The sequence below is a fragment of the Gemmatirosa kalamazoonensis genome, assembly GCF_000522985.1.
Taxonomy (GTDB): domain Bacteria; phylum Gemmatimonadota; class Gemmatimonadetes; order Gemmatimonadales; family Gemmatimonadaceae; genus Gemmatirosa; species Gemmatirosa kalamazoonensis.
Genome location: NZ_CP007130.1, coordinates 803612 through 820286, shown reverse-complemented (window position 1 = coordinate 820286; position 16675 = coordinate 803612). Strand labels below are relative to the sequence as shown.

13 protein-coding genes are annotated in these 16675 nt (G+C 73.7%); 4 read left to right on the top strand and 9 right to left on the bottom strand.

Going from position 1 to position 16675, the window contains the following annotated elements:
• Positions 1-57: 57 nt before the first annotated feature.
• Both J421_RS31095 and J421_RS33340 read right to left on the bottom strand, forming a co-directional pair.
• Positions 58-1161: a sensor histidine kinase gene (locus J421_RS31095; protein ID WP_025415038.1), complete on the bottom strand. Its 1104-nt coding sequence runs from the start codon at positions 1159-1161 to the stop codon at positions 58-60.
• Positions 1162-1204: 43 nt separating this feature from the next.
• Positions 1205-2029, bottom strand: coding sequence for a TPR end-of-group domain-containing protein (locus tag J421_RS33340; RefSeq protein ID WP_025415037.1), 825 nt, complete (start codon positions 2027-2029; stop codon positions 1205-1207).
• Positions 2030-2164: 135 nt separating this feature from the next.
• Between J421_RS33340 and J421_RS33335 the strand changes: the two genes are divergently transcribed.
• The gene (locus tag J421_RS33335) at positions 2165-3886 is read left to right on the top strand and encodes a M28 family peptidase (RefSeq protein WP_025415036.1); all 1722 of its coding nucleotides are present in this window, start codon (positions 2165-2167) and stop codon (positions 3884-3886) included.
• A 146-nt stretch (positions 3887-4032) separates the two neighbouring features.
• Here J421_RS33335 and J421_RS31085 read toward each other — a convergent pair whose 3' ends face one another.
• Positions 4033-4518, bottom strand: coding sequence for a glutathione peroxidase (locus J421_RS31085; protein WP_025415035.1), 486 nt, complete (start codon positions 4516-4518; stop codon positions 4033-4035).
• Between the two features lie 12 nt (positions 4519-4530).
• On the opposite strand from J421_RS31085, the gene J421_RS31080 reads away from it, so the two are divergent.
• A complete protein-coding gene (locus J421_RS31080) occupies positions 4531-5274 on the top strand; it encodes an endonuclease III domain-containing protein (protein ID WP_025415034.1) in 744 nt (247 codons plus the stop codon).
• Here J421_RS31080 and J421_RS31075 read toward each other — a convergent pair.
• The 4 genes from J421_RS31075 to J421_RS31060 form a co-directional block, all read right to left on the bottom strand.
• A complete protein-coding gene (locus J421_RS31075; protein WP_025415033.1) occupies positions 5228-6673 on the bottom strand; it encodes a cytochrome P450 in 1446 nt (481 codons plus the stop codon). The two genes, J421_RS31080 and J421_RS31075, sit on opposite strands and share 47 nt — an antisense overlap.
• Positions 6670-7515 carry an alpha/beta hydrolase gene (locus J421_RS31070; RefSeq protein ID WP_158509006.1) on the bottom strand — a complete coding sequence of 282 codons (846 nt, stop codon included), beginning with the start codon at positions 7513-7515 and terminating at the stop codon, positions 6670-6672. The genes J421_RS31075 and J421_RS31070 overlap by 4 nt, the downstream gene beginning before the upstream one ends.
• A 172-nt stretch (positions 7516-7687) precedes the next feature.
• A complete protein-coding gene (locus tag J421_RS31065) occupies positions 7688-10477 on the bottom strand; it encodes an ABC transporter permease (RefSeq protein ID WP_025415031.1) in 2790 nt (929 codons plus the stop codon).
• A 15-nt stretch (positions 10478-10492) separates the two neighbouring features.
• Entirely contained in the window at positions 10493-10834 is a 342-nt protein-coding gene (locus J421_RS31060; protein ID WP_025415030.1) for a PadR family transcriptional regulator, read from the bottom strand.
• Positions 10835-10998: 164 nt separating this feature from the next.
• Here J421_RS31060 and J421_RS31055 point away from each other — a divergent pair, with 164 nt between their 5' ends.
• Together J421_RS31055 and J421_RS31050 are read left to right on the top strand one after the other, a co-directional pair.
• The gene (locus J421_RS31055; RefSeq protein WP_025415029.1) at positions 10999-12036 is read left to right on the top strand and encodes an alcohol dehydrogenase catalytic domain-containing protein; all 1038 of its coding nucleotides are present in this window, start codon (positions 10999-11001) and stop codon (positions 12034-12036) included.
• A 2-nt stretch (positions 12037-12038) separates the two neighbouring features.
• Positions 12039-12557 (top strand): DUF2911 domain-containing protein, encoded by a 519-nt coding sequence (locus J421_RS31050; RefSeq protein WP_025415028.1) that lies wholly within the window; start codon positions 12039-12041, stop codon positions 12555-12557.
• Positions 12558-12617: 60 nt separating this feature from the next.
• On the opposite strand, the gene J421_RS31045 is transcribed toward J421_RS31050, so the two are convergent.
• Together J421_RS31045 and J421_RS31040 are read right to left on the bottom strand one after the other, a co-directional pair.
• Positions 12618-13688, bottom strand: coding sequence for a serine hydrolase domain-containing protein (locus J421_RS31045; RefSeq protein WP_025415027.1), 1071 nt, complete (start codon positions 13686-13688; stop codon positions 12618-12620).
• Positions 13689-13956: 268 nt separating this feature from the next.
• Positions 13957-16674 carry an ABC transporter permease gene (locus tag J421_RS31040; protein WP_104023548.1) on the bottom strand — a complete coding sequence of 906 codons (2718 nt, stop codon included), beginning with the start codon at positions 16672-16674 and terminating at the stop codon, positions 13957-13959.
• Between the last annotated feature and the right edge of the window lies 1 nt (position 16675).

Here is a 16675-nt window from a genome sequence, read left to right as displayed (position 1 = left end):
TGGGGGAGCAGTTCCCGAGTCCCGAGTCCCCAGTCCCGAGTCCCGAACCTCTGCGGTTCATTCTTGCCGCAACGGCATCCACAGCCGCGCCACCGCTCCCCCCTCGGGGCCGTTCGCGAGCGCGAGGCCGGCGGCGGTGCCATGGAGCTGGGCGAGCCGGGCGCGCGTGTTCGACAGGCCGACGCCCTCGCGGAGCGATCCGTTAGGCGGGATGCCGGGGCCGGTGTCGCGCACCTCGACGGTGAGCCGGCCGTCGTCCGCCCACGCACGCACGTCCACCGCGCCCGGCCCCGCGCGCTGCGCGACGCCATGGCGCACGGCGTTCTCCACCACCGGCTGCAGCAGCAGCGACGGCACGAGCGCGTCGCCGAGCTCCGAGGGGACGTGCACCCGCACCGTGAGCCGGTCGCCGAACCGCGCGCGCTCGATGTCGAGGTACGTCTCCAGCATCGCCAGCTCCTGCGCAAGCGGCGTCTCCGGCCCGAGCCCGCGGTCGAGCGTCGCGCGCAGCAGATCGCCGAGGCGCGCCAGCACCGTCACCGCGGCATCGCGCTCGCCGCGCCGCACCAGGCCCGCGATCGCGTTCAGCGTGTTGAACAGGAAGTGCGGGTTGAGCTCCATGCGCAGCGCGTGGAGTCGCGCCTCGCTCATGCGGTGCTCCAGCCGCGCCGCCTGCAGCTCCGTCTCGCGGAAGCGCCGGTAGTAGCTCACCGCGTAGTACGCGCCCATGATCGTCGCGCACGTGATGGTGTTCGCGACGAGGAAGCTCTGGTGCCAGCTGCCGAGGAACTGCCAGAACGTGTGGATGCCGTAGCGCGCGCGCACCGCGTCGAGCTCCGGCGTCAGGTTGTACCATCCCACACCGACGATCCACAGGTGCAGGCTGGCGAGCACCACCGCCGCCGCCGCGTGCGCCGCCGCGTTGCGCCGCCGCCGGCCCACCGCGTCGAGCGGGAAGCGCCGCGGCACGAGGAGCACGAGCGGCGTGAGCAGCGCCCACCCGTACCACCACGGCATGTTGCTCTCGATCTGCTCGAGCCACGTCGTGTGCTGGCCGCGCAGCCGGAACGCCACGACTCCTTTCAGCGACTCGAACAGGCCGAGCGCGGTCGCCACCGCCAGCACGACGAGCGTCGCGCGGAGCCGCGGGGAGATCTTCATGCGCGCCAACATCGCGCGTCGTGCACCACGCCGGAAGGGCGCGTCACGGCCGCCGCGCGTAGTAGAAGTCGTACTCCGTGGACCACGTGCGCCCGCCGTCGGACGATGTCTCGCTGAACTGCCGCACCGTGTCGCGCGCGACCGGCGTGAAGCTCAAGCGCTTCAGCGCTCGCGTGCCGCTCGGATCCGTCGTCGTCGCGTGGAACGTCAGCGTGGGGCCGTGCCAGTCGCTCGTCGTGAACAGCACCTGGTCGCCCTGCTGCCCCACCCAGTACTGCTGCCACTGCTTCGTGTCGTGGTTGTAGAAGTTGAGGCTCTTCCCCACGACGCCCGTGCCGCCGGTCCAGTTCTCGAGGATCGCGCAGCCGCCGCTCACGCGCTGGATGGAGCTCTGACCCACCGGCCGCCCCTGCGCGTTGCGCACGCTCCACTCGCCGATCCAGAAGTCGAAGCGCCGCGCGTTCTCGTCGCGCGCGCACGGCTCCCAGCTCGCGCGCGCGCTGTCGAGCACCGCGGCGAACCGCGCGTCACCGCGCAGCGCGACGAGATCGGAGTCGCCCGCGAACGCGTCGGGGGAGAACACGCCGAGCGCCGCGGCGCGGCGCAGCCACACGAGCGCCGTGTCGGCGCGTCCCAGACGCGCGAGCACGGCGCCCGCGTTGTACACGGCGAGCGGGCTCCGTCCGGTCGTCGCCGCGCGCACGTACGCGTCGGCGGCCGCATCCCACCGCTTCGCGCGATAGAGCGAGTCGGCGAGTCGGATCATGGTGTAGATCGGCGGCGTGGCCGCGGACTGCGCGCGGGCGGCGTGCGGCACGGCGAGCAGCACGAGCTGCGCGAGCGCGAGAGTGGCGCGTGGCAACGGCATCGGCGCGTCTCCGGGGTCAGGGTTGCCGCACGCTCTCGCTTGCGCGGGGCGACGACAACGCGGCGGCGTGCGAGTCGTGCGGGAAAGGGACGAGACGTGGTTGTCGCGTCGTGCGCCCCATCTACGTTCCGTCGCATGCGATTCCACCGACTCTGCCCGGCGCTCGCGCTCTCCGCGCTGCTCGCCGTTCCGCTCCGCGCCCAACCGACCGAGCGCCCGCGCACACACGCGCCGCGCCCCACCACCGCCGCGATCGACACGGCGGATCTCATGACGCGGCTCTACATCGTGTCCGACGACTCGATGCTCGGCCGCGAGGCGGGGCGGCGCGGCGACACGAAGGTCGAGGAGTACCTCGCGCGCGAGGCGGCGCGGCTCGGCCTGCGTCCGGCGGGGGAGAACGGGACGTACTTCCAGACCATCCCGCTGCTCGTGCGCGGGCCCGATTCCACCGGGATGCTCGTCGCGGGGGCCGACACGCTGCGCGTCGGCCGCGACCTCTACCCGATGCCGCGACTCGGCTCGCAGCCGTTCCTCGGCGGGCAGCCGTTCGGCGGCACGTTCGATGGGCGCGACGTGGCCACGGTGTACGGCGGCCGCATCGGCGCCGAGACGCTTCCGGTCGACGCGGCGCGCGGCAAGCTCGTGATCTTCGCCGCGCCGGCGAACGCCGCGGGCCAGCCGCTCGCGGCGTTCTGGCAGCGCGACAATCTCGCGCGCTACGCCGGCGCCGCGGCCGGCGTCGCCGTGGCCGTCTACGACGGGGCGATGCCTAACGGCGCGCCGGCGTTCCTGCGCGTCGCGCGCGACGTGTACGACGACCGCGCACGCCCGTGGCCGGTGACGCTCACCGCGCTCGCGCTGTCCACCGCGGCGGCGGAGCGGCTGTTAGGCGCGCCGCTCGCATCGCTCGCCGTCGGCGCCGGGGGACGATCGGTGAGCGGCCGCGTGGGCTTCGTCGACCGGCCGACGGAGACGCCGGCGCGTAACGTCGTCGCCGTGATGCCGGGGCGCGACCCGAAGCTCGCGAACACGTACGTCGCCGTCGGCGCGCACCACGACCACGTGGGGCTCACGCCGCGGCCGCTCGACCACGACTCCATCCGCGCGTTCAACGCCGTCGTCCGCCCGCGCGGCGCCGACGATCCGCCGCGGGCCGCGACGCCCGAGCAGATGGCCCGCGTGCGCACCATCCTCGACAGCCTGCGCCGCCTGCACCCGCCGCGCGCCGACTCCGTGAGCAACGGCGCCGACGACGACGGCAGCGGCACCGTGCTCGCGCTGGAGATCGCCGAGTCGCTCGCCCGCGCGCCGGCGCGGCCGCGGTGGTCGATCCTGTTCGTGTGGCACACCGCCGAGGAGAAGGGTCTCTACGGCGCGCAGTACTTCGGCGACCATCCCACGGTGCCGCGCGACTCGATCATCGCGCAGGTGAACATGGACCAGATGGGGCGCGGCGACCCGGAAGACGCGCCGCCGGGCGGGCCCAACGCGCTCGTCGTCATCGGCTCGCGTCGCCTCTCGACGGAGCTCGGCGACCTGGCCGAGCGCGTGAACGCGCGGCACGGCTTCACGTTCGACTACGAGTTCGACAGGGACGGCGACCCGACGAACGCGTACTGCCGCAGCGACCACTACATGTACGCGCGCCACGGCATCCCCATCGCGTTCTTCAGCGCCGCCGCGTGGTATCGCGACTACCACATGGTGAGCGACGAGCCGCAGTACATCGCGTACGCGCGCATGGCGCGCATCGGCAACTACGTGCGCGACTTCGTGGAGACGCTCGCCAACCTCGACCACCGCCCCGTCGTCGACAAGCCGAAGCCGGATCCGAACGGCACATGCCAGCAATGACGCGGATGCCGGCTATTCAGGTAGCCCACGTTGCCGTCGAGCCGCTCCGCCTTCACGAACGCCACGAACGGAGACGCATCATTCCCATTGTGTCACCATGCGTCACTTAGCGCGCTGAATGGAAATGATGCGTCCCCCTGCTGGCCCTACCGCCCTGCGAGCAGCGCCTCGACCTCCGGCTCCAGCTCCGCGGGCGTCGTATTCGGCGCGAACCGCGCGCGCACCGTGCCGTCCCGGTCGACGAGGAACTTCGTGAAGTTCCACTTGATCGCGCGGCTGCCGAGCAGTCCGCGCTTCGCCCGCTTCAGCTCGCGCCATAGCGGATGCGCGTTAGGCCCGTTCACGTCCGTCTTCGCGAACAGCGGGAACGTGACGTCGTAGGTGAGACTGCAGAAGCGCTGGATCTCGTCCGCGTCGCCGGGCTCCTGGTGGCCGAACTGGTCGCACGGGAAGCCGAGCACGGTGAAGCCGCGCATGTGGAAGCGCCGGTGCAGCGCCTCCAGCCCCTCGTACTGCGGCGTGAATCCGCACTTGCTGGCGACGTTCACCACCAGCAGCACCTGGCCGCGGTAGTCGGCGAGCGGTATGATGTCGCCGGTGATGGTCGTGAGCTCGAGGTTCGGTAGCGGCATGAGAGGATCCTAATGGGCGCGCGCATCGATCTACCACCGCTCGCCGCCACGCTCCGCGCCATGTACGGCCGCCCTACGGCGCCGGCCCCGCGATCCGCGTTCGAGTGGGTGCTGTGGGAGAACGTCGCCTACCTGGCCGACGAGGAGACGCGCGCCATCGCGTTCGGCGAGCTGCGCGACCGCGTGGGGCTCACGCCGGAGGCGATCGTCGCCACCCCGCTCGAGGCGCTCCACGCGATCACCGCGCGCGGCATCCTCGCCGCCCGATTCGCCGGCAAGCTGCACCTGGCTGCGCAGCGCGCGGTCGTCGAGCACGCCGGCGACCTCGACACGGCCGTGCGCACGGCGTTCGCCCGGTCGCCGAGCGCCGCCCTCGCCGTGCTCACGGGATTCCCGAGCATTGGGCAGCCCGGCGCCGAGCGCATCCTACTGTTCATGGGGCTGCTCCCGGTACTCGCACTCGACTCCGCGGGCCTTCGCGTGCTGCAGCGCCTCGGCGCCGCGCGCGAGCAGCGGTCGTACGACGCCACCTACCGCGCGGTGCGCGCGGCGGTCGACGCGAGCGGCCCGCATCCGATGCCGCTGCTGCGCGAGCTGTCGCTGCTGCTCGGCACGCACGGCCGGCGCACCTGCCGCCGCTCCGCGCCGAGGTGCGACGCGTGCCCGCTGCGCACGTCGTGCGACCACGCGGCGACGATGCCGCTGCTGCCTAACGGCTCGCTGGCGCCCGACGTGGTGCCGCTCCCGCCGAGCTGACCGCGCCCGGCGGCTCCACCGCGAGATCGCGCAGCGTCGCGCGCACGCCGCCGCGCGGGCGCAGGGTGAACGTCGCATCGGGCTCGGGCCGCTCGGCACGCACGAGCGTCACGCGGAACCGCCGGCCGAGCGCCGCGATCAGCAGGTGCGACTCCATGAGCGCGAACTGCTGCCCGATGCACTGCCGCTGCCCTCCGCCGAACGGCGCGTAGGCCCAGCGCGAGCGGCCGGCGGACCGCTCCGGCAAGAACCGGTCGGGGTCGAACGCGTCGGCGTCGTCGCCCCACACGTCGCGGCGACGGTGGGTCACCCAGTAGGCGAGCGCGATCACGGCGCCCGCGGGCACCCGCACACCGTCCACGACGTCGTCCGAGACGGCCTGGCGCGGCTGCGCCCACGCCGGCGGATAGAGGCGCAGCGTCTCGTCCACCACACGCCGCGCGTACGGCAGTCGCGCGAGGTCGGCCACGCGCGGCACCTCCGTGCCTAACGCGGCGTCGGCCTCCGCGGTCACGCGGTCGGCGGCGCCGGCGTGCTCGGCGAGCAGCGCCCACGCCCACGCCATCGCCGCGGCGGTCGTCTCGTGGCCGGCGAGCAGCGCCGTCATCACCTCGTCGCGGATCGCGGCGTCGTCGAGCGCCGCTCCGGTCTCCGCGTCGCGCGCGCCGAGCAGCAGGTCGAGCAGCGCGCCGCGCCCGTCTCCGTCGATGCGGTCCGCCGCGATCGCGCGGCGCCGCTCGGCGATCGCGGCGTGGCAGAGCGCGTCGAGGGCGCGGCGCGCTCGCAGGAAGCGGCGGTTTCGGCGCGATGGGATCCACAGCGGCACGGGCAGGCGGTTCATCCGGTAGCCGACGTGCGCGAGCGCGACGCGCAGCTCGTCGCCCGTCGCGTCGAGGTCCGCGCTCAGGTCGCGGCCGAACAGCGCCTCGCTCGCGACGCGCAGCGTGACGCGCGTCATCTCGTCCGCGAGATCCACCTCGTCGCCGCGCCGCGCGATCGCCGCCCACCGCTCGATCGTGTCGCGCGTGGCCGACTCCATGACCCCGGCCAGCGCACCGAGCCGCTCGCGGTGGAACGCCGGCTGGAGCAGCCGCCGGCGGGCGAGCCACGCGTCGCTCTCCAGCGTGAACACGGACAGCCCGGTGAGCTGCGTGAACGTGCGCACGATGATCGGCGGCTTCACGTAGTTGCGCCCGTTGCCGTGCAGCACGCGCTCGATCGCCGTCGGGCTGTAGAACGCGTACCACTTGATCCCCGAGATCGCCGCGCGCAGCTGCACCACGTCGCCGAGCCGCGCGGCGTTCGCGTACAGGCCGAGCAGGTCGCGCTGCGCGTCGCGCGAGTTGCCGAACAGCCAGTGGCCGCGCAGCAGCGGCGCCTCGGCGGCGATGCTCGTCATGCGAGCCGCGCGCGCAGCCACGTCGCGAGGTCGGCGAGCACCGCGGTGCGGTCCGGCTCGCGCTCGTTGTAGATCTCGTGGTACAGCGCGTCGTACACGCGCAGCGTGCCGACGCCCGCCGGCAGCCGCTCGGCGAATCGTATGGCCGCCGCCGGATCGACGATGCGGTCGTCGCCGGCGACCTGCAGCAGCGTGGGCACCCTGCAGCGCGGCGCGTCGGCGACCGCTCGCCGCCCCGCGTCGAGCATGAACGCGACGGCGCGCGGCGTGACGCGGTCGTGCACGCCGGGATCGCTCGCGAGCGCGCGCTCCACCGCGGGGTCGTGCGACAGCCGGTCGCGCGGCACGCCGTTAGGCACGCGCAGCCCCGGGAACAGCCGCGCGCCGAGCGACGTCGCCCACCGCTCGGCGACGTTCACCCGCGGCAGCAGCGCGGGCGACGACAGGATCATCCCGCGCGGCGCGATCCACCCGCCGGTGACCGCGCGCGCCACCACCGCGCCGCCCATGCTGTGCCCGAGCACGAACGGCGCCCGTGCATCCCCCTCCGCACGCCGCGATTCGGCCAGCCGCTCGAACATCCACCGCGCGTCGTCGACGAGCGCGCCGGCGTGCGGCAGCGTCGCCCGCGCGCCACCCGAGCGCCCGTAGCCGCGCTGGTCGTACGCCCGCACCTCGAGCCCGAGCGCCGTGATCGCGGCCGCGACGTGGTCGTAGCGTCGCGCGTGCTCCCCGAGCCCGTGCACCAGCAGCAGCGATCCGACGTCGGATCCGTGCGCCGGCCACGCGTACTCGACGACACGCGTGCCGTCCGACAGGATGAGCGTGGTCTCGGATGGCATGGACAGGAGAGCAGGACTGGTGCTTTTCATTCTAGACAGGATGGACAGGACGGACAGGATGAACACCAACAAGAGCGCTTTTGTTGTTGGTGCTCATCCTGTCCATCCTGTCCATCCTGTCCATCCTGTCCATCCTGTCCGAACGAACGGCAACGGTATCCTGTCGCTCCTGTCAGTCGCTCCGGAGCGCGCCCACCGGATTCACGCGCGAGGCGCGCCACGCCGGAACGTAACCCGCGCCGAGCGCCACCGCCGCGATCGTCGCCGCCGCGACCGCGATCACGGTCGGGTCGTGCCCATCCAGCCCGAAGAGCAGCGACTCCGTCGCGCGCCCGATCCCGAGCGCCCCGAGCACCCCCAGCCCGCCGCCGACGAGCGTCATGCGGCCGACCTGGCCGAGCACGAGCCCACGCACGCGCGACGCGCCGGCGCCCAACGCCATCCGGACGCCGATCTCGCGCGTTCGACGCGCCACCGTGTACGCGAGCACGCCGTAGAGCCCCACCGCGGCGAGCAGCGTGGCGAGCGCCGCGAACGCCGCCGACAGCACGCCGATCATGCGGTCGAGGTAGACGTTCTCGCGCACCTGCTGCGGCAGCGTCTTCAGCATCGACACCGCCAGGTTGCCGTCGATCGCGGCCACGACGCGCGGGATTGCGCGCAGCGTCGCCTCCGGCGTCGAGGTGCGCACGTAGTAGCCGAGTCCCACGGTCGTGGAGTCCTGCCGCCACGGCGAGAGCACGAGCGGCGCGATCTCGCGCTTCACGTCGCTGTAGCGCACGTCGCGGATGAGTCCCACGATCTCGACGTCGAGCGCGCCCTCGGGCGAGGTCGCGTCGAACGCGAGCCGCTTGCCGACGACGTCGCGGCCGAGCCCGAACTTGCGCGCGAACGCCTCGTTCACCATCGCGACCCGCGGCGCGCCCTCGCGGTCGGCGCTGGTGAACTCGCGGCCGGCGAGCAGCGGGATGCCGAGTGACTCGAGGTAGCCCGGGCTCACCGCGGCCATGCGCGTGTTCGCGTCGGTGTCCGGGCCGCGGCGGAAGCCCTGCACACGCACGTTGCCGCCGTTCGACATCCCGGTGAGCATCGGCACCGACGTCGAGCCGACGCCCGTCACGCCCGGGAGCGCGCGCAGGTCGGCCTCCACGCGCGAGAGTATCGCCGCCGAACGCGTCAACGAGTAGCCGCTGAGCGCGGGCACGAGCGCGAACGTCACGACGCCGTCCGCGCGCAGCCCGAGGTCCACGTGCCCCACGTTGCGCAGGCTCTTCACGAACAGCCCCGCCGAGACGAGCAGCGCCGTCGACAGCGCGATCTGTGTCGTGACGAGCGCCGTGCGCACGCGCGCCGCGCGCCGGTGCCCGCCGGCGATCTGCCCCGCGCCGGAGCGGATCGACGCGATGAGATCCGGCCGCGTCGCGTGCAGCGCGGGGTAGAGGCCGAACAGCAGCGCCGTGCCTAACGACACCGCCGCGGCGAACGCCATCGCCGCGGGGTGCAGCGCGAACGACAGCTCGCTCCCCGAGCCCAGCGACGGCGGCGGCACGAACGACGCCGCCGCGGCCAGCGTGCCGCGCGCCACCAGCAGGCTGGCGATGCCGCCGAGCGCGGCGAGCAGGCACGACTCCACGAGCAGCTGCGTCACCACCTGCGCGCGCCGGGCGCCGAGCGACAGGCGCACCGCCACCTCCGCCTCGCGCCCCGCGCCGCGCGCGAGCAGCAGGTTCGCCAGGTTCGCGCACGTGATGAGCACGACGAGCGCCGTGATGCCGAACAGGAACGTGAGCGGCGCACCCGTCGCGCCGCGCAGCATGCTCTGCCCGCGGCGCCCGTCGGCGATGCCGAGGTCGCGCGTCAGGAAGCGACGCATCGTGGGCTGGCTCATGCCGCGCTGCAGCGGCGCATCGGACTCCGCGAGGATGCGCCGGTAGAGCGGCCGCATTGCCGCGCGCGCGCCGTCGATCGTCATGCCCGGCCGCAGCCGCGCGAACAGGAAGATGCCGTGCTGCATGCGGTCGTCGAACGTCGCGTGCGAGCCCCAGCCGAGGTCGAGCTCCGAGCCGAGCGTCATCGGCACGAACACGCGCGGCCGCACGCCGAGCACCGTCCCCTCGAACCCGCGCGGTGCGACGCCGACGATCGTGAGCGACTTGTCGTTCACCACCATGCGCTTGCCGACGACGTCGGGATCAGCGCCGAGGTGCGTCGTCCAGTAGTCGTGGCTCAGCACCGCGACGAAGCCGTCGCCCGGCACGCGGTCGTCGTCGGGGCTCAGCAGCCTGCCTAACGCCGGACGCAGCCGGAGCACCGGGAAGTACGAGCCCGACACGAGCACGCCCGCACCGTCCGTCGCGCGCCCGTCCACCGCGACGCTGGCGATGAACAGCCGGTGGGCCGCGATCCCCGTGAACGCGGTCTGCCCGCGCTGCAGGTCGCGGAACATCGGGTAGCTGAACACGTCCTCGCACGTGCCGATCGCGTTGCACTGCGTGCTGCCGTGCTGCGGCCCGGGCGCCGACAGGCTCACGAGCCGATCCGGCTCCGGCACGGGGAGCGGCCGCCGCACCAGCGCGTCGAACAGCGAGAACGCCGCCGCGTTCGCGCCGACCCCGAGCGCGATGCACGTCACGGCGACGGCGACGAAGCCCGGTGTGCGCGCGAGCGCGCGGGCGGCGAGCCGCAGCGTGCGCCACGCCGACTCCGCGCGCTCGCGCAGCCGCAGCCGTCCGTCGCGCCACGCCGCCGACGCGCGCAGCCGCTCGGCGTCCTGCACGTCGCCGAAGCGGCGCTCGGCCTCGGCGCGGGCGGCCTCGGGCGACATCCCCTCGCGCACGAGCTGCTCGGTGCGCAGCGCGAGGTGGAGTCGGATCTCGTCGTTCATCTCGGCGGCGCTGTCGTTAGGCAGCTTCGCGAGGCGGAACAGGCGGCGGACGCCGGGACGGATGTCGGGGTCGCGCATGGTCGGGTCCTCCGCTCAGGCGGGGCCGGCGGCGGTGGTGAGGATGCCGGTGACCGTCTCCGCGTAGCGGATCCACTGGGCGGTCTCGGCGGCGAGGTGCGCGCGGCCGGCGGCGGTCGGCCGGTAGTAGCGCGCGCGCTGGTTGTTCGCGGTCACGCCCCACGCGGCGGTGACGAACCCGCGCGCCTCGAGACGGTGCAGCGCCTGGTAGAGCGCGCTGTCCTGGACGCCGAGCGTGCCGCCGGAGCGGGCCTCGAGCCAGGCGGTGATCTCGAAGCCGTGCATCGGCGTCCACGAGAGGGCCTTCAGCACGAGCACGTCGAGCGTGCCCTTCACGAGCGGCAGCGGGTCGGCCATGGTGGGTCGAGGGCAAGGGGTACAGAGTCTGAGGGCCTGTACGCGACCTGCCCCGGCGCGGTTTCAGCGGCCGTCGATGGCGGCGCCCTTCAAGTCCGGATAGTTCGGTCCGAGATTTTCGGACCGAACTCTTCGGACCGCCTCCGAGCCCCCTGCCCCACCGCATGCGCGCACTCCGACTCACCGCCCCCGGCCACCCGGTCGAGCTGCACGACGTCCCCGTTCCCGCGTTAGGCCCGCGCGACGTCCTCGTGCGCGTGCGCGCGGCCGGCATCTGCCACTCGGACGCGCACTACCGCGCGGGGCGCTCGCCCGCGCGCCCGCTGCCGCTCGTGCTCGGCCACGAGGTCGCCGGCGTCGTGGAGCGCGTGGGCGAGATGGTCACGCTCGTGCGCCCGGGCGACCGCGTGTGCCTGCACTACCTCATCGCGTGCGCCGACTGCTGGCACTGCAGCCGCGGGAGCGAGCAGTTCTGCCGCACGGGATCGATGATCGGCCACTTCCGTGACGGCGGATGGGCGGAGTACATCGCCGTCCCCGAGCGCAACGCCGTGCGGCTGCCCGACGAGATCCCGCTCGAGCACGGCGCGGTGCTCATGTGCTCGAGCGCGACGTCGCTGCACGCGCTGCGGAAGGGACGGATCGTCGGCGGGGACCGCGTCGCGGTGTTCGGCGTCGGCGGGCTCGGGATGTCGGCCGTGCAGCTCGCGCGCGCGTTGGGCGCGCTCGACGTGTTCGCCGTGGATCTCGACGACGCCAAGCTGGCGATGGCGGAGAGCTTCGGCGCGATCCCGATCTCGGCGCGCGGCGCGGATCCCGTCGCGACGATCCTGGAACGCACCGGCGGCGCGGGGGTCGACGTCGCGCTGGAGCTCATCGGGCTGCCGCTGACGATGCGCCAGGCGGTGCAGGCGCTCGGCGTGCAGGGACGCGCGGTGGTCGCGGGGCTCGCCGACCGGCCGCTGGAGCTCGACACGTATCGCGACCTGCTCGGCAAGGAGGCGGAGCTGATCGGCGCGAACGATCATCTCTTGCAGGAGCTGCCGCTGCTCCTCGAGCTCGCGCGGCGCCGCGCGCTGGATCTCGCGCGCGTCGTGGCGCGCACCGTGCCGCTGGACGCCGATGCGGTGAACGCGGTGCTCGACGAGCTCGATCGCTTCGGCGCGCCGGTGCGCACCGTCATCGTCCCCGACCCCGCCTAACGATGCGGCTCCGTCTCCTCTGTCCGGCCCTCCTCGCCGCCGCGGCATGCGCCGGCGCGCAGCCGTCGATCCCGCGCTCGCAGCTCGGCACGGTCACGCAGTGGATCGCCGGCGCGCGACTCGACGTCGTGTACCGCCGCCCGGTCGCCCGCGGGCGCGAGCTGTTCGGCGCCCTCGTGCGGTGGGGCGACCTGTGGACACCGAGCGCGGACAGCGCGGCGCGCCTCACGGTGAGCGCGCCGATCGAGGTGAACGGCTCGCGGCTCGCCGCCGGCGAGTACGGCGTGTGGATGATCCCCGACTCCGCGTCGTGGACGTGGGTGTTCACGACCGTCGCCGCCGCGCACCACCTGCGCTACCCGCCCGGCCACGATGCCCTCCGCGTGCGCGCCGCCCCGGCCCGTGGCGATCACTACGAGACGCTCGCCTTCGTCCTGCCGATGGTGGACGCCGACTCCGCGGTGCTGCAGATGCGCTGGGGGTCGACCGTGGTGCCGCTCTCGATACGGGTGAGACGCTGACGTGGCTGCGTGGCTGCGTGGCTGCGTAACGGCCTCACGCAGCCACGCAGCCACGCAGTGTCACCGCCCCGCCGCGGCCACGATGTCGTCGAGCAGCGCATGCACCGCGTCGAGGTGCCCGTGATCCCGCTCCGGCGCGTCGGGGTCGGACGTGGCGACGACGACGAGCGCGAGGTCGGGGACGACGAACACGAACTGGCCGCCATAGCCCCACGCGAAGTGCACCGCGTGACCACCCGACGCGCGCTGCCACCAGCCGTAACCGTACTGGTGCCCGCTGAAGCCCGACGTCGTGCGTGGCGCCCACGAGCTGTCGACCCACGCCCGCGGCAGGATCTGGCGACCCGCCGCCGGCGTGCCCGGCGGGGCGACGCCGCCGTGGAGATAGAGCGCGCCGAAGCGCAGCATCTCGCGCGGCGTCATGCGCATCTCGTTCCCGCCGAAGTAGATGCCGCGCGGGTCCGTCGGCCACTCGCGCGGCGCGATGCCTAACGGGCGGGCGAGCGCGCGGACGTACTGGCGGTACAGGCTCGCGCCCGTCGCGCGCGTGAGGATCGCCGCGAGCAGGTGCGTGTTGCCGGTGCTGTAGATCATCGGCCCGCCGTCGTGCCCCGGCGGGGCGACCATCGGGCGCGCGAGCGCGTAGCGGATCCAGTCGCGGCTCGATACCCACGCGCCGTAGTTGCCGATGCTCGTGCTCTCGAGCCCCGAGCGCATCGACAGCAGATCCTCCAGCGTGATCGCGCGCTTCGCCGAGTCGAGCCCGCGCGCGTCGGCGGGGAGCAGCTCGCCGACGGTCTGCCGCAGGTCGCGCAGCGCCCCCTCGGCGAGCGCGGCACCGACGAGCGCCGACACGACGCTCTTCGACGCGCTCTTCAGGTTCGCCGGCCGGTCGCGCCGCGCGCCGCCGAAGTACCGCTCTGCGACCAGCGTGTCGCGCTGCTCGACGAGCAGGCTGCGCAGCTTCGGCAGCGTCGCGGCGCGGGCGTAGACCTCGGCCAGCGCCGCACTGTCGAGCCTCTCGCGCCGCGCCAGCCGTGGTGCCGAGGCCTCCGCGTTAGGCGGGGCGCCTTCCTCCGCGCACGCGGGGACGGCCAGCAGGAGAGCGAGCAGCAGGAGCGCGCGCGGCATGTCGAACCATAATCTCACACGGAGGCGCGGAGGACGCTGAGAGCTTGCTTTGCCGTGTAATTGAACCGCAGAGGACGCAGAGGGCCGCAGAGAACGACAACTGCTTTTCTAACCACAGAGGACACGGAGGACACAGAGGAAACCACCTTTCTTGAAGGGTTCCCCTCCGTGTCCTCCGTGTCCTCTGAGGTTCAATTCAAAGAGGCAGTCCTCTGCGGCCCTCTGCGTCCTCTGCGGTTCAATTCTCCGCGCCTCCGCGTGGGACGAATCAGGGCCCGCGCAGCGCCGTCAGCCGGTCCACTTTCGACGCGCGCCACGCCGGCACCGCGCTTGCCGCCACCGCGACGAGCGTGAGCAGCGCCGCCACGCCGACGAACGTGATCGGGTCGTGCGCGCTCACGCCGAACAGCTGATTCGCGAGCACCCGCGCGAGCGCCCACGCCGCGCCGAGCCCCAGCACCACGCCGGCCAGCGCGAGCGCGAGGCCCTGCCGCACGACGAGCCGCACGACCGCCGTCGCGCTCGCGCCGAGTGCGAGCCGCACGCCGATCTCGCGCGTGCGTTGCACCACGAAGTACGCGATCACGCCGTAGATCCCCACGACGGCGAGCGTGAGCCCCGTGCCGCCGAGCAGGAGGAGGAGAAACGTCGTGAACCGCGGCACGGCGAGCGACCGGGACACGACCTCCTCCATCGTGCGCAGGCGGACGAGTGGAAGCTGCGGATCCACCGTCGCCACCGCGCGCTTGATCGCCGGCGCGAGCGACGCGACCGGCACCGCGCCCCGCACCACGAGCGTGCGCGAGCGCTCGAGCAGCAGTTGCGCGTTGGGCAGATAGACCTCGTCCGCGGGACCCTGATCGAGGCCGTTCGCGTGCACGTCGTTCATGACGCCGACCACCGTGCGCCACACGCGTGACTCGCGCGACGGCGCGATGCAGTTCGACACGCGGCGGCCGATCGGGTCGGCGTCGCCGAACAGGCGCCGGGCGAGAGCGCGATTGATCACCACCACCGGCGGCGCGCCCGCTCCGTCGGCTGCCGTGAAGAAGCGGCCGCGCGCGATCGCCACGCCGAGCGCCGGCGCGAGGCCCGGCGTCGCGACGCGCACGTTCGCGTCGTACTCCGCTTCCGTGCCCTCCGCGCGCACGCCGCAGTCCCAGCCGCCGCCGGCGATCGGGATGCGGTTCACCATTCCCGCCGCGCGCACGCCGGGCACCGCGGCGACCGCGCGCTCGAGCCGCGCGAACGTCTCGCGCGCCGTCTCGTCGGACGGATAGCGGGCCTCCGGCAGCGACACGCCGGCGACGAGCACGTTCGCCGCGTCGAAGCCGAGCGGCACCGCGCGCAATGCCATCGCGCTCCGCACGAGCAGCCCCGCGCCGACGAGCAGCACGAGCGCGACGCACACCTCGCCCACCACGAGCGCCGCGCGCAGGCGATAGCGCACCGCGCCGCCGTCGCGTCCTCCCTGTCGCAGCGCGTGCTGCAGATCCACGCGCGCACCGCGGAGCGCCGGGTAGAGGCCGAACAGCACGCCGCATCCGACGGCGACGACCACCGTGAACGCCAGCACCGGTCCGTCGAGCGCGGCGTCCTGGAGCCGCGGCACGAAGTTCGGCGGCATGCTGCTCTTGAGGAAGCGCACGCCGGCCGCGGCGACGCCGAGCCCCGCCGCGGCGCCTAACGCCGCGAGCACCAGGCTCTCGGCCAGCAGCTGCGAGACGAGCCGCCCACGCGCCGCACCGAGTGCCGCGCGCACCGCGATTTCCTTCTCGCGCACGCCGCCGCGCGCGAGCAGCAGGCTCGCCACGTTGCCGCACGCGATGAGCAGCACGAGCCCCACGGCGCCCAGCAGGATGAGCAGCAGCTCGCGCGCCTGGCCCACGAGCGCATCGCGCAGCGACAGCGCCACGATGCCGCCGTCGATCCCCGTCCCCGGGTGCTCGCGCGCGAGCTGCGTCTGGATCTCCGTCAGCTCGGTCAGCGCCTGCTCGATCGATGCGCCGTCGCGCACGCGGCCCACCACCGCGAGCTCGTGATCGCCGTGATCGGCGAGCTGCGCGCTCGTGAGCGCGAGCGGCACCCACGCATCGGTATTTCCCGCCGCCACGCCGTACGACGCCGGCGCGACGCCGACGACCGTGTACGGCCGATCGCTCAGCATGATCGCGCGTCCCACCACGCGTCGGTCGGCGCCGAACACCGAGGTCCACAGCGCGTGCGACAGCACGACGACGTCGGCCGCGCCGGGAGCGTCCTCCGCGCCGCCGAAGTAGCGGCCGACCACGGGCGGCGCGTACATCGCCTGCCAGTAGCCCGCCGTCGCGTTCTGGAGCCGGATCGGCTGCGGCTCGCACGCGCCGGTGGGCGTCGCGCACCCGGCGGTGAGCGTCGCGCCGCCGTAGGTGTAGGCGCCCAACGCGGCGAATGCGTGCGCGCGCTGCCGCCACGCGCCGAAGCCGCCGTAGGTCACGACGCGCCCCTCGGTGTCGCGCGCGTCGGCGCGCTCGCGCAGCCGCAGCAGCCGCTCCGGCTCGGCGAACGGGAGTGGCCGCAGCAGCACCGAGTGCACGACGCTGAAGATCGCGCTGTTCGCGCCGATGCCGAGCGCCAGGGTGAGCACGGCGACGAGCGCGAAGCCCGGCGCCTTCGCGAGCTGCCGCAGCGCGAAGCGCGTGTCGTGCCGCACCTTCTCGACTCGCTCGCCGAATCGCATGCGTTCCTCCCGTCGCGTGGCCGAGTGATGGAGGCGCTCGCGCACCTCGTCGAGCGACGCGCCGCCGAGCCGGCGAAGCGCCTCCGTGCGCGCCTCGGGCGGGCTCATGCCGCGCTCGACGAGGTACTCGATGCGCGCGTCGAGGAAGCTCTGGAGCTCCTCGTCGACGTCGGCGTGCACGCGCTCCGCGCTCCCGAGCGGGAGGCGGAACAGCCGGCGCACGCCCGGCGGAACGGACGACCGCTCCGTCGACTCCGTCGACCGCACG